Consider the following 13008-nt stretch of genomic DNA (forward strand, 5'->3'; position numbering starts at 1 on the left):
CTGTGACGGCTGTGAAGGGGGGCTTTCCGGCTGTCAGGGGTTCCGGTGTGGCCGTCACGGTGGGGGCCGTGGCCGCGCCGGACAGGGGAGGGGCGTCCAGTGCGGACTGTTCGGCAGCCCGCTGGGCGAAATGTCTTGGTAGGAGTACGAGTTGGTGGATCACCCGCGTCTGAGCATCGTCGTGCCCTTTCAGGACGTCGAGGCCTATCTCGCCGAATGCCTGGAGTCGATCGCGCGTCAGTCGTTCCGTGACTTCGAGGTGATCCTCGTCGACGACGGCTCCACCGACGGCTCCTCGCGGATCGCCGCCGACTTCTGCGCCGCCGACCCGCGCTTCCGGATGATCCGCCAGGAGCCGCAGGGTCCCGGGCACGCCCGCAACACCGGCCTGCGGGCCATGCACCCCCAGGGCGAGTTCCTCGCCTTCGTCGACGGGGACGACGTCATCCCCGAGTACGCCTACGGCCTGCTGGTCCGCACCCTGGAGGGGTCCGAGTCGGACTTCGTCTCGGGCAACGTGCAGATGATGAACTCCACCAAGAAGTGGCAGTCACCGCTGCACAAGGGCCCGATGCAGAAGAACCGGCGGGGCACGCACATCACCCGGTTCGAGGCGCTGATCTACGACCGCACCGTCTGGAACAAGATGTTCCGGCGGTCCTTCTGGGACTACCACTACATCGCGTTCCCCGAGGGTGTCATGTACGAGGACTCCTGGGTCAACATGTACGCCCACTTCCGTGCCGCCAAGGTCGACGTCATCACCGACATCGTGTACTTCTGGCGCCGCCGCGAGGGCGGGGCCGCGCCGTCGATCACCCAGCGCCACACCGAGCTGTCCAACCTGCGCGACCGGGTCGCGGCGGTCCAGTCGGTCAGCCGCTTCCTGGCGGACCGGCGCTCGCGCCAGTACGAGGAGAGCAAGCGCAAGTACGACCTCGCCTGCCTGAAGTCCGACCTGATGCTGCACCTCAAGGTGCTGCCGGACGCGGACGAGGAGTACCGGCAGTCGTTCATGCGGTGGGCCAACGAGTTCCTCGACGAGAGCGACCTCACCATCATCGACGAACTGCCCGCGGACGCCCGGGTCAAGTGGCTGCTCGTGCGCGAGTGGCGGCTGGCCGAACTCCTGGAGGTCATCGAGTTCGAGCGACGCGGCGGCCCGATGCCGGTCCAGCGCCGCTTCCGGCGCTACCTGAAGTACCCCTACCTCGGGGACCGCGGGGTCGGCCTCGACAAGAAGGCGTTCCGGCTCGACAAGGAACTCTCCCTGCACGGCTCGCTCGGCGGGGCCCGCTGGAGCACCAACGGCCATCTGCTGACCCTCACCGGGAGCGCGTACGTGCGCTTCATCAACGTGCACAAGCGGCACATGTCGGTGAAGGCGATCGCCCTGCGGAACAAGAAGCAGGGGCGGATGGTGATCACCCCGGCCAAGACCACCTACGCGCCCCAGGCCACCGAGCACTCCAACCAGAACCGCTACTGCTACGACTGGGCCGGCTTCGAGGCCCGGATCGACACGACCCGGCTGAAGCGCAAGGGCCAGTGGGTCGAGGGGACCTGGGACGTGGCCGCCGGTGTCCTCAGCCGCGGGCTGTTCCGCTACCGGGGCATCGACCGCGGCGGCGCGGGAAGCTCCGCCAACCCGCCGTACCGCTATGTCGACAAGAACACCCGCATCCTCCCGGTCTTCCTCCAGGGCAAGCTGAAGCTCCGGGTCGAGATCGTCCGCTGCCGGATCACCGGCCACCGCGTGACCGGCGACCAGCTGGAGGTGCGCGGCGTCTACCTCGGGCCGCGCGTGCCGGAGTGGGGCAAGCTGCGCGTCACCAGCCTCAGCGGCGCGGGCCAGCACGACGGCCGGGTGTACTTCACGGCGGGCGGCGAGGGCTGGTGCACCTTCTCGGCCAGGCTCCCGCTGCGCTCGCTGGTGCCGGCCTTCCGGGCCGACGCCCAGGCCGACGCGGACATCCCGGAGTCCTGGAGCATGGGCAGCAACGGCTGGAAGACCACCCTCCACGTGGAGGGCCGCAAGGGCGCCCTCTACCCGGTCATGGCCGAGGACACGCCCGACGGCCACTACCGCATGCCCGGCTCGCTGCAGACCCGGGAGGGCGACCGCGAGGTCGTGGTGCACCGCAACGGCTCGGGCTACCTCGTCCTCTTCGAGCGCGCCACCCTGCCGACGGTGAATCGATTCTCCTGGCATCAGGACGGCTCGCTGGAGATCCACGGCCGCTACCTGGCCGCGGACCGGCTCTCACCGCGTGAATACCAGGACGCCCACCTGGTGGTCCGCTCCCGGGCGCACGGCGCGGAGCGCGAGGTCCCCGTCGAGTGGGACGGCAACGCGTTCCGGTGCCTGGTCAGCCCGGCCGCCATGCGGACGCTGGCCGGCGACATCCCGCTCGCGGCCGGCCGCTGGGACTTCTTCCTGCGCCGGCAGGACCTCTCGGCGGTGGCCCGCGAGGACCGCCTCGAAGACCTGATGGTGAAGATCGAGCAGGATCTCGTCGGCGCCTTCCCCGAGGAGTACGAGGAGAACGAGCGCCGCTACGAACTCCAGGCCGAGGCGTACGACCGGCTCTCCCTGCTCGTCCACTCCGCCATGCCCGACTACGCCCGCGGCCCCTACCGCCAGAAGCTGCTGCGCACCAAGGCGTACCCGGCGGCCCGGCGGCAACGGGTGCGCCCCGCCGTCCTCTTCGACGCCTTCAAGGGCACCCAGTACTCGGACAGCCCCCGCGCCCTGCACGAGGAACTGCTCCGGCGCGGGACCGACCTCGAACAGCTGTGGGTGGTGCGCGACGACCAGGTGGAGGTGCCGCCCAGCGCCATCCCGATCCGCATGTGGTCGCCCGAGTGGTACGAGGCCCTGGCCACCAGCCGGTACGTCGTCGCCAACAACCACCTCCCCGACTGGTTCCAGCGGCGCGACGGCCAGATCGTCGTCCAGACCTGGCACGGCACCCCGCTGAAGAAGATCGGCCACGACATCGAGTCCATCCACTTCGCCGACCAGCGCTACCTGGAACGGGTCGAGAAGGAGGTGCGGAACTGGGACATGCTGGTCTCGCCCAACAGCTTCTCCACCCCGATCCTCCAGCGCGCCTTCGGCTTCCCCGGGGAGATGGTCGAGTCGGGCTACCCCCGCAACGACATCCTCCGGCTGCCCGGCACCGACGAGCGGGAGCGGGAGATCCGCCGCCGCATCGGCCTGCCCGAGGGCAAGCGGGTCGTGATGTACGCGCCCACCTGGCGCGACGACCAGTACTACGCGCCCGGCAAGTACAAGCTGGACTTCCGCATCGACCTCGCGGACGCCCGCGCCCGGCTGGGCGCCGACCACGTCCTCCTGGTCCGCCGCCACCCCAACGTCGTGGACCCGGTGCCCGGCGCCGGCGACGGATTCGTCTTCGACGTCTCCGACTACCCGGACATGGCCGAACTCTCCCTGATCACCGACGTGATGATCACGGACTACTCCTCCCTGATGTTCGACTACGTCAACACCGGGCGGCCCATCCTCTTCTTCACCTACGACCTGGACCACTACCGGGACACCCTGCGCGGCTTCTACTTCGACTTCGCGAGCAGCGCCCCCGGCCCCCTCCTGCACACCTCCGAGGCGCTGGTGACGGCCGTCGAGCGGATCGACCGGATCGAGGAGGCCTACGCCGACCGGTACCGCTGGTTCCAGCGCGAGTTCTGCGACCTGGACGACGGCTACGCCTCCGCGCGGCTCGCCGACCGGATGCTGGTGGCGGGCGGCGACCTCGCCCCCGGGCAGGCGCAGGCACCGGCCGTGGGCACCGTCGACACCCGGCAGGCAGGGCGGGCCATGACGCCGGTCCAGGGCCGTGCCGGAAGCTGGTTCACCGCGCCGCGCCGGACGGTGCAACCGGGGCCCGCCGCCGCGCCGGTGGTCGGTGCCGTGCCCGCGCAGCCCGGCCCGGAGTACGCCGGCCCTCCGCAGCTCATGCCCGGCGGGCGGACCTTCGAGGGCGCGGTCGTATGACGCCGGTACTCGGCGGGCCCTCAGCCGGTGTCCACCCGGACCAGCAGCGCGCGGTGGTCGGAGACGCCGGTGTCGCGCACCGTGCAGCCGGACCTGGGCAGGCCGGTGAACAGATAGTCGAGCTTGTGACCGGACTCGTGCGTCGGGCGCCCGGAGCGGTCGGCGGCGGAGTCCTGGTCGCACTCCCGGTAGGCGCGGTAGACGGCGTCGGGCCACACCCAGCGGGACGTGTTGCGGACGCTCGGCGGGTTCAGGTTGAAGTCGCCGCCGAACACGGTGCGCCGCTGCGGCACCGCCGCGACCAGCGCCCGCAACTGGTCGTCGCGGTACTCCCAACCGGGATGCGCCAGGTCGCTGCCGGGCAGGCTCAGGTGGGCGTTGCACACCCGGACGCCGGCCTTGCCGACCGTCGCGCACAGGATGCCGCGCCCCAGGCCGGCCACCGGCTGGCGCGAGGGAACCGACCGCACCGAGGACAGCGGGTGGGCCGAGAGCAGGGCGAGGCCGGCCGCGCCCTGCCCGCGCCCGTCGCACCGCACCGTGCCGGAACGCCCGGCCCGGTCGCGCGAGGTGTAGGGACGGAAGGCGAGCTGCCAGGCCCCGTCGAGGGCGTCGCGGACCGACTCCGCCTCGGCGGCGCAGGCCTCCTGGAGCAGCACGACGTCGGCACCCTCGTCGACGAGCCGTTCCACCGCCCGCCTCTTGGCCGCGGCACCGCCGGTCTCCGCGCAGTTCCACCGCCGCACGCCGCACATGTTCCAGGACGCCACGGTCAGGACGCGGTCCGCCGGGAGGGACCGCACCGTCCCCCTCGCGGTCAGCACCGGCACCAGCGTGACCAGGAGTGCCGACAGCACGAGCACCGAGGCCGCGGCGACGAGGCCGCGACGTCGGCGCGGGCCGGTGAGGAGCGGGACGTCCGGCAGAGGCATCCCGACATCATGTCCGATCGACCGAGCCGGCCTACGGGGGCGGTCATGAGAGTGGAGTTCCGTACATGACCAAGGCACCCGCGCGGAAGATGTTCAACGGGATCGAGGCGTCGGGCCCGTTTCCCGTCGAGTACCGGTTCTCCCACGCCAAGAGCGGCAACCGCCACCTCGTCGTGGTGTTCGCCAACTTCTCCGCGCCCGAGGACTACGGCTGGTGCAACGGCGTCTTCGACAACGTACGCGCCAACATCCTGTGGATCCGCGACCGCTTCGACGGGATGAACGCCTACTACCTGTGCCGGAACATGGACTTCGGCCTGGCGGACTCGGTGCAGACCCTCATCTCGAACGTCACGCGGTCGCTGGGGCTGACGCCGGACCAGGTCACCCTCTGGGGCGGCTCCAAGGGCGGCAGCGCCGCGCTGTACTTCGGGCTGCGGTACGGCTACCGGAACATCGTGGCCATCGTGCCGCAGTTCCTCGTCGGCGACGCCCTGGAGCGGCGGCACCCGAAGGTCTCCGCCTACATGCTGGGCGAGGGCGCCCCGGCGCACAACGCCCGGTTCCTGGACGCCGTCCTCCCGGACCTGGTGCGGTCCCGCGCGAACAGCGCCGCCAACATCTACGTGCTCTCCTCGCCCCAGGACGAGCACTACGCGGTGCAGGTGGAGCCGTTCCTCGGCATGTTCCAGGGCTACGACAACTTCAACTTCCTGTACAGCGAGTCATCGACGATCACCGGACACGCCACGGTCACCCGGCGGAACGTCCCGGCACTCGTCGGTCTGCTGAACCTGCTGGCCGACGGCTACGCTCCGCGCCTCGGGTTCGTGCGCCACGCCGCCGAGGAGTTCGACCGGGAGACGTCGGACATCGAGGCCTACCTCTCCGCCACCTCCAAGGTCCAGGGCGCCGACGCGTTCGCGCCGCCCGTGGTGACGGCCCCGGCCTACAACAGCGAGGCCCCCGCCACCGGCCTCCGCTTCGCCGGGACGGCCCCAGGGGCGGTGCGGGTCAGCATGTGGGAGAACGGCAAGTTCGTGGCGTCGCCGGAGGTCGCGGCCGACGGCACCTGGTCCTGGGCGCCGGCCAAGCCGTGGGCGACCGGCAAGCACCAGGTCAAGATCTTCGCGGTCGACCCGGCGGGGTTCCACTCCAGCCGGGTCGAGGTGCCCTTCACCGTGGTCGACCGCCCCGTCCCGGCGGGGCCGACCCCGCCCGTCGTCGCCGTACCGGGACCGGGGCAGCAGGTGGGGCCGTCGGTCGCCTTCCACGGGACCGCGCGGGGAGCGGTCCAGGTCGGCTTCCGGGAGAACGGCGTGCCGCTGGGCGCGGTGGCCATCGCGCCGGACGGCGTCTGGGGCTGGGACCCGGGCTGGTCGTGGCCGGAGGGGACGCACCTGGTCGAGGTGGTCGCGGTGGACGCGCACGGCGCCGAGTCCGCCCCGGCCGCGGCCGCCTTCACGGTCCTGCACGCGGCCGTGCCCGTCGGTCACCTCCCGCCGCGGTACTGAGCAACGACGGTCCGGACGACGAACAACTCACGAGTGGAAGCCACACATGCCGACTGCACCGCCGAAAGCACGCGAGCTGATCAGCGGGATCGACACCTCGGGCGCGTATCCCGTCGAGTACCGGTTCACGCACGGGAAGGGCGGCAACCGCCATCTCCTCGTCGTGTTCTCCAACTTCGGCGTCCCCGACGACTACGGCTGGTCGAACGGTGTCCTCAACCCGGTGCGGGCCAACATCCTCTGGATCCGTGACCGGTTCCGCGGCATGCGGAGCTACTACCTGTGCGAGGGGATGGACTTCTCCCTGGAGCAGTCCGTGATCGGGGTCATCTCCAAGGTGATGAACGCCCTCGACCTGACCCCGGACCGCGTCACGCTGTGGGGCGGCTCCAAGGGCGGCAGCGCGGCCCTCTACTTCGGCCTGCGCTACGGGTTCGGCAACATCGTCTCCATCGTGCCGCAGTTCCTCATCGGCACCTACGTGAAGACCGTGCACCCCAAGGTCGCCCGGTTCATGCTGGGCGAGGGGGTGCCGGAGGAGAACGTCCGGACGGCCGACGCGCTCCTCCCGGACCTGGTGCGCTCGGGCGTGGGCCGGCAGTCCAACATCTACCTGCTCACCTCGCCGCAGGACGAGCAGTACGAGGAGCAGGTCGAACCCTTCCTCGGCCTCTTCCAGGGGTACGACAACTTCAACCTCGTCTACAGCGAATCCCCGCACATCACCCGCCACTCGGACGTCACCCGACGCAACGTGCCCTTCCTCATGGGCCTCGTCAACATGCTCTCCGACGGGCTCGCCCCGCGGCTGGGCATGGTGCGCAACGGGTACGAGGAGCCGGACCGCGACACCTCGGCGATCAAGGGCTATCTGTCCGCCACCTCGGCCGAGCGGCCCAGCACCATCGCCATGCCGGTGGTCTCCCACCCGGCACCGGACACCGAACTCCCCGCGAACGGCGTGTACTTCACCGGCACCGCCCCCGGCGCGGTACGCGTGAGCCTGTGGGAGCACGGCAAGTTCCTGGGCTCGCCGGCCGTGGCCGCGGACGGCACCTGGTCCTGGCAGCGGGACAAGCCGTGGAGCAAGGGCAAGCACCTGGTGAAGGCCGTCGCGTGGGACCAGGAGGGCCGCAAGACCAGGGGCACCGCCGTCCCGTTCACCGCGGTGGCCGGCGCCCCGACCGCCGGCGCGAGCGCGATCCCGGCCCAGCCCGCGGCCCGCCTGGACCCCGCGCCGATGGGCGGCGGGCTGCCCGCGCCCACCGTCCACTCCCCGGTGGCGTACGAGCAGATCGGCGGGTCGGCCGTGCGCTTCACCGGCCTGGCCAGGGGCGCCGCGCAGGTGGGGTTCCGGGCGGGCGGCACGCTCCTCGGCGGGAGCCCGGTCGCGGTCGACGGACGCTGGGCCTGGGACTCCGGCTGGCCGTGGCAGGAGGGCCGGCACACGGTGGAGGTCTTCGCCGTGGACCCGGCGGGAAACGAGTCCCCGGCGACGCCGGTCCCCTTCGCCGTCGCGCACGTCACGGCGGGCGCGACACCGTACGGCTACTGACCCGGCCCCCCGCACGCGAGAGGGCCCCCGCCGCGCGGCGGGGGCCCTCTCGTCGTCGTACGGAGACCTACGCGGGCACGCTCGCCACGCCCGCCTCCAGGAACGGCTTCCCGTTCACCCGCTGCGAGACGCCCTCGCGGTCCAGGTACGGCGTGATGCCGCCCAGGTGGAAGGGCCAGCCGGCGCCGGTGATCAGGCAGAGGTCGATGTCCTGGGCCTCGGCGACGACGCCCTCGTCGAGCATCAGGCCGATCTCCTGGGCGACCGCGCCGAGCACCCGCGCCCGCACCTGCTCCTCGGTCAGGACGGTGTCGCCCTGCTTGAGGAGCGCGGCGACCTCCGGGTCCAGCTCGGGCTTCCCGCTGTCGTAGACGTAGAAGCCGCGCTTGCCGGCCTCGACGACCGCCTTGAGGTTCGGGGAGACCGTGAAGCGCTCGGGGAAGGCCCCGTTGAGGGTCTCCGAGACGTGCAGGCCGATCGCCGGGCCGACCAGCTCCAGCAGGACCAGCGGCGACATCGGCAGGCCGAGCGGCTCCACCGCCTTCTCCGCGACGTCCACCGGCGTTCCCTCGTCGATGACGTTCTGGATCTCGCCCATGAAGCGGGTCAGGATGCGGTTGACGACGAACGCCGGGGCGTCCTTGACCAGGACCGCGGTCTTCTTCAGCTTCTTGGCGACGCCGAACGCCGTGGCCAGCGAGGCCTCGTCGGTCTGCTCGCCGCGGACGATCTCCAGCAGCGGCAGGATCGCGACCGGGTTGAAGAAGTGGAAGCCGACGACCCGCTCGGGGTGCTTCAGCTTCGACGCCATCTCCGAGACGGAGAGGGAGGAGGTGTTGGTGGCGAGGATCGCGTGCGCCGGGGCGACCGCCTCGACCTCCGCGAACACCTTCTGCTTGACGCCCATCTCCTCGAAGACCGCTTCGATGACGAAGTCGGCGTCCGCGAAGCCCTCGGCCTTGTCCAGGACGCCGGAGACGAGGGCCTTCAGCCTGTTCGCCTTGTCCTGGTTGATGCGGCCCTTGCCGAGCAGCTTGTCGATCTCGGCGTGGACGTAGCCCACACCCTTGTCGACGCGCTCCTGGTCGATGTCGGTGAGGACGACCGGGACCTCCAGGCGGCGCAGGAAGAGCAGCGCGAGCTGGGAGGCCATCAGGCCGGCGCCGACCACGCCCACCTTGGTGACCGGGCGGGCCAGCGACTTGTCCGGGGCGCCCGCGGGGCGCTTGCCGCGCTTCTGCACCAGGTTGAAGGCGTAGATGCCGGACCGCAGTTCGCCGCCCATGATGAGGTCGGCGAGCGCCTGGTCCTCGGCGTCGAAACCCTGCTGGAGGTCGCCGTTCTTGGCGGTGGCGATGATGTCCAGGGCGCGGTAGGCGGCCGGGGCGGCGCCGTGCACCTTGCCGTCCGCGATGAAGCGGCCCTTCGCGACGGCCTGGTCCCAGGCGTCGCCGCGGTCGATCGCCGGACGCTCGACGGCGATCTCGCCCTTGAGGACGGACGCCGTCCAGATCAGCGACTGCTCCAGGAAGTCCGCGCCCTCGAACAGCGCGTCCGCGATGCCGAGTTCGTAGACCTGCTTGCCCTTGAGCTGCTTGTTCTGGTTCAGGCTGTTCTCGATGATGACCGTCACGGCCTTCTCGGCGCCGATCAGGTTCGGCAGCAGCGCGCAGCCGCCCCAGCCGGGGACGAGACCGAGGAAGACCTCGGGGAGCGAGAACGCGGGGAGGGCGGCCGACACCGTGCGGTAGGAGCAGTGCAGGCCGATCTCCACGCCGCCGCCCATGGAGGCGCCGTTGTAGTACGCGAAGGACGGCACGGCCAGCTTCGACAGCCGCTTGAGGACGTCGTGGCCGCCCTTGCCGATGGCGAGCGCGTCCTCGTGCCGCTTCAGCAGCTCGACGCCCTTGAGGTCGGCGCCGACGGCGAAGATGAACGGCTTGCCGGTGACGCCGACGCCGACGATGTCGCCGTCCGCGGCCTCCTTCTCGACCCGGTCGATCGCGGCGTCGATGTTCGCCAGCGACTGCGGGCCGAGCGTGGTCGGCTTGGTGTGGTCGTGGCCGTTGTCCAGGGTGATCAGGGCGAAGCGCCCGGCACCGAGGGGGAGGTCGAAATGGCGTACGTGCGCCTGGGTGACGACCTCGCCGGGGAACAGCTCGGCCGCACCCTTCAGCAGCTCTGCGGTGGTGCTCACTTGTCCCCCTCGAAGTGCGGGTTCTCCCAGATGACGGTCGCGCCCATGCCGAAGCCGACGCACATGGTGGTCAGGCCGTAGCGGACGTGCGGCTGCTCCTCGAACTGGCGGGCCAGCTGCGTCATCAGACGCACGCCGGAGGAGGCCAGCGGGTGGCCGAAGGCGATGGCGCCGCCGTACTGGTTGACGCGCGCGTCGTCGTCGGCGATGCCGTAGTGCTCCAGGAAGGCGAGGACCTGGACGGCGAACGCCTCGTTGATCTCGAACAGGCCGATGTCGGAGATGGACAGGCCCGCCTGGGCCAGCGCCTTCTCGGTCGCCGGGATCGGTCCGTAGCCCATGACCTCCGGCTCGACGCCCGCGAAGGAGTACGAGACCAGGCGCATCTTGACGGGCAGGTCGTGCTCGCGGGCGAAGTCCTCGCTCGCGATGATCGAGGCGGTGGCGCCGTCGTTCAGACCGGCCGCGTTGCCCGCGGTGACCCGGCCGTGCACGCGGAACGGCGTCTTCAGGCCGGACAGGTTCTCCAGCGTGGTGCCCGGACGCATCGGCTCGTCGGCGGTGACCAGGCCCCAGCCCGTCTCGCCCGCCTCCTCGTTGGTGCGGCGCACCGAGACCGGCACCAGGTCGGCCTGGATCTGGCCGTTGGCGTACGCCTTGGCGGCCTTCTCCTGCGAGCGCACCGCGTACTCGTCGGCGCGCTGCTTGGTGATGCCCGGGTAGCGGTCGTGCAGGTTCTCCGCGGTCATGCCCATGAACAGGGCGGACTCGTCGACCAGCTTCTCGGAGACGAACCGCGGGTTGGGGTCGGCGCCCTCGCCCATCGGGTGGCGGCCCATGTGCTCCACACCGCCCGCGATGGCGACGTCGTAGGCGCCGAAGGCGACCGAGCCGGCCACGGTGGTGACGGCGGTCAGCGCGCCCGCGCACATGCGGTCGATCGCGTAGCCGGGCACCGACTGGGGCAGACCGGCGAGGATGCCGGCCATCCGGCCGATGGTCAGGCCCTGGTCGCCGACCTGCGTGGTGGCGGCGACGGCGACCTCGTCGACCTTCTTCGGGTCGAGACCGGGGTTGCGGCGCAGCAGCTCCCGGATCGCCTTCACGACCAGGTCGTCGGCGCGGGTCTCGTGGTAGACGCCCTTCGGGCCCGCCTTGCCGAACGGGGTGCGGACGCCGTCTACGAAGACGACGTCCCTGACGGTACGAGGCACGATGGCTCTCCTCCAGGGTGCGGGGTGGCACTGCTGCGGCACGCATGCACTGAGCGCGCGCTCAGCCCCATGCTACTTATGAGTAACGTAGCTGCCCAGTCCCCCCGGCGGGAGCGGCGAACGTCACACCGTCGGGGGCACGCGGAGGCTCGGCGCGGGTCCGCCGGGTGGGTCAGCGCGCGTCCGCCGCGGAGGTCAGCGCGGTGACCAGTACCGGCGTCACCTGCTCCACCTGCCAGGGCCGGGCCCCGTGGCCGGCCAGGGCGGCGCCCACCGTCTCGGCGTCGACCGCGGCCGGCGGCTCCCAGCAGACCCGGCGCACCGTGTCCGGCGTGATCAGGTTCTCCTGCGGCATGGCGAGCTGCTCGGCGAGCGCCGTGACCGCCGCGCGCGCCGCGGACAGCCGGGCCGCGGCGGCCGGATCCTTGTCGGCCCAGGCCCGCGGCGGCGGGGGACCGGTCACCGGCTGGCCGGGCTGCGGCAGCTGCGACTCGGAGAGCGCCTTGGCCCGGTCGACCGACACCTGCCACTGCTCCAGCTGCCGGCGGCTGACCCGTCCGAAGCCGTTCAGCCCGGCCAGCGCCTGTGCGTCGGCCGGCAGGGCGAGCGCCGCCTCGACGATGGCCGCGTCCCCGAGCACCTTGCCGGGGGAGACGTCCCGGCGCTGCGCGATCCGGTCCCGGGCCTGCCACAGCTCCCGCACGACGGCCAGCTGCCGGCGCCGGCGCACCTTGTGCATGCCGGACGTGCGGCGCCACGGGTCCTTGCGCGGCTCGGGCGGCGGGGCGGACGCGATCGCGTCGAACTCCTGCCGGGCCCACTCCAGCTTGCCCTGCCGGTCCAGCTCCTTCTCCAGCGCGTCCCGCAGGTCGACGAGCAGCTCGACGTCGAGCGCGGCGTAGCGCAGCCAGGGCTCGGGCAGCGGGCGGGTGGACCAGTCGACGGCCGAGTGGCCCTTCTCCAGGACGAAGCCCAGGACGTTCTCCACCATCGCGCCGAGGCCGACCCGCGGGAACCCGGCGAGGCGCCCGGCCAGCTCGGTGTCGAAGATGCGGGTGGGGACCATCCCTATTTCGCGCAGGCACGGCAGGTCCTGGGTGGCGGCGTGCAGCACCCACTCCACGTCGCCGATGGCCGCGCCGAGCCCGGACAGGTCGGGGCAGGCCACCGGGTCGATCAGCGCGCTCCCGGCGCCCTCGCGGCGCAGCTGCACCAGGTACGCCCGCTGCCCGTAGCGGTACCCGGAGGCACGCTCGGCGTCCACGGCGACGGGGCCGTGGCCGGCGGCGAAGGCGGCGGTCACCTCGGCGAGGGCGGTCGCGTCGGCGATCACCGGCGGAATGCCCTCGCGCGGTTCGAGCAACGGGGTCGGCGCCTGACTCACAGAAGATCCGGCGTCGTCCGGAGGGGCGCCTCCGGTGGTTCGCAGTGAACGGTCTGCTGCGGTTTCGTGGGCGTCGGTCACCTGTCAAGAGTATCGGTGGATCGACGGCGCCCCCCCCCCCCCCCATGCGCCGGGGGGGCCCCGGGGGGGGGTAAAAACACAAGGGGGGGGTCGGGGGCATGTAATAATAC

At 71.6% G+C, this 13008-nt stretch carries 7 protein-coding genes; 3 read left to right on the top strand and 4 right to left on the bottom strand.

The window, feature by feature from the left end; genetic code table 11:
* The first annotated feature begins 151 nt into the window (after window positions 1-151).
* The gene (locus ACFC1X_RS39995) at window positions 152-4021 is read left to right on the top strand and encodes a CDP-glycerol glycerophosphotransferase family protein (RefSeq protein WP_376364442.1); all 3870 of its coding nucleotides are present in this window, start codon (window positions 152-154) and stop codon (window positions 4019-4021) included.
* A 20-nt stretch (window positions 4022-4041) separates the two neighbouring features.
* Here ACFC1X_RS39995 and ACFC1X_RS40000 read toward each other — a convergent pair whose 3' ends face one another.
* Window positions 4042-4953, bottom strand: a complete 912-nt coding sequence (locus ACFC1X_RS40000) for an endonuclease/exonuclease/phosphatase family protein (protein WP_376364445.1) — start codon at window positions 4951-4953, stop codon at window positions 4042-4044.
* Between the two features lie 65 nt (window positions 4954-5018).
* Here ACFC1X_RS40000 and ACFC1X_RS40005 point away from each other — a divergent pair, with 65 nt between their 5' ends.
* Entirely contained in the window at window positions 5019-6467 is a 1449-nt protein-coding gene (locus tag ACFC1X_RS40005; RefSeq protein ID WP_376364448.1) for a hypothetical protein, read from the top strand.
* Window positions 6468-6513: 46 nt separating this feature from the next.
* Window positions 6514-8022 (top strand): hypothetical protein, encoded by a 1509-nt coding sequence (locus ACFC1X_RS40010; RefSeq protein WP_376364451.1) that lies wholly within the window; start codon window positions 6514-6516, stop codon window positions 8020-8022.
* 67 nt (window positions 8023-8089) lie between these two features.
* Here the strand turns inward: ACFC1X_RS40010 and ACFC1X_RS40015 are convergent, their stop codons facing one another.
* The 3 genes from ACFC1X_RS40015 to ACFC1X_RS40025 all read right to left on the bottom strand — a co-directional run bounded on the left by ACFC1X_RS40015 (window position 8090) and on the right by ACFC1X_RS40025 (window position 12898).
* Window positions 8090-10219 (bottom strand): 3-hydroxyacyl-CoA dehydrogenase NAD-binding domain-containing protein, encoded by a 2130-nt coding sequence (locus ACFC1X_RS40015; RefSeq protein ID WP_376364454.1) that lies wholly within the window; start codon window positions 10217-10219, stop codon window positions 8090-8092.
* Complete coding sequence (locus ACFC1X_RS40020) at window positions 10216-11433, bottom strand: acetyl-CoA C-acyltransferase (protein WP_376364457.1); 1218 nt, start codon at window positions 11431-11433, stop codon at window positions 10216-10218. The genes ACFC1X_RS40015 and ACFC1X_RS40020 overlap by 4 nt, the downstream gene beginning before the upstream one ends.
* 172 nt (window positions 11434-11605) lie before the next feature.
* Window positions 11606-12898 carry an HRDC domain-containing protein gene (locus ACFC1X_RS40025; RefSeq protein ID WP_376364460.1) on the bottom strand — a complete coding sequence of 431 codons (1293 nt, stop codon included), beginning with the start codon at window positions 12896-12898 and terminating at the stop codon, window positions 11606-11608.
* Between the last annotated feature and the right edge of the window lie 110 nt (window positions 12899-13008).

This window comes from Streptomyces sp. NPDC056128, assembly GCF_042263835.1.
Taxonomy (GTDB): domain Bacteria; phylum Actinomycetota; class Actinomycetes; order Streptomycetales; family Streptomycetaceae; genus Streptomyces.

Excerpts from the sequence above, each read along its gene's own strand:
- ACFC1X_RS40000 (WP_376364445.1), bottom strand. The coding sequence starts at position 4,953 with ATGCCTCTGCCGGACGTCCCGCTCCTCACCGGCCCGCGCCGACGTCGC.
- ACFC1X_RS40005 (WP_376364448.1), top strand. The coding sequence starts at position 5,019 with ATGACCAAGGCACCCGCGCGGAAGATGTTCAACGGGATCGAGGCGTCG.
- ACFC1X_RS40010 (WP_376364451.1), top strand. The coding sequence starts at position 6,514 with ATGCCGACTGCACCGCCGAAAGCACGCGAGCTGATCAGCGGGATCGAC.